Source organism: Arthrobacter sp. Hiyo1, assembly GCF_001263615.2.
Classification (GTDB): Bacteria; Actinomycetota; Actinomycetes; order Actinomycetales; family Micrococcaceae; genus Arthrobacter.
Map to the genome: position 1 here is coordinate 50,179 of NZ_DF952475.1, position 512 is coordinate 50,690.

Here is a 512-nt window from a genome sequence, read left to right on the forward strand (position 1 = left end):
CGGCCATGGGACTGGGCCTGGGCCTGTTCACCCCGGCCAACAACGCGTCCGTGGCAGCGGCCGGACACGACCACCAGGCCGGCATGGTCAGCGGCGTCTTGAACATGACCAGGGGCGTCGGAACCTCCCTGGGCGTGGCCCTGGGCGCCCTCGCGTACTCCCTCGCCAACGCCCTGGGCAACAGCGGGGGAGCGGCCCCGCTTCCCGGACTCGGATTTCGGATCGCGGTGGCACTCTTCGCGATCCTCGGTGTCGCGGCAGCCGTACTGTCATTCCTGGGACGGCGCGCCCGCCCCAAGGCTGTTCCGGACCCGGAGGACCGTCCGGAACCCGGCTGACCACAAGGTTGCCGAACAACACTGTTTTTGCCCTAACTTCCCGAACAGGATCCCGAACCTCCATGACTGCCTCTGATTCTTTCCTTCCGTCGCCGACCGTGAGCGCCTTTCACGTGGGCCCTGTGACCATCCACTTCTACGCCCTGTGCATCCTGGCCGGGATCGCGGTGGCTA

At 67.2% G+C, this 512-nt stretch carries 2 pseudogenes; both read left to right on the forward strand.

Features of this window, described 5'->3' with window-relative positions:
* Window positions 1-338 (forward strand): annotated as a pseudogene (locus AHiyo1_RS19260) (MFS transporter); the annotation flags it as partial.
* A gap of 62 nt (window positions 339-400) precedes the next feature.
* A pseudogene (locus tag AHiyo1_RS27320) lies at window positions 401-512 on the forward strand (prolipoprotein diacylglyceryl transferase); the annotation flags it as partial.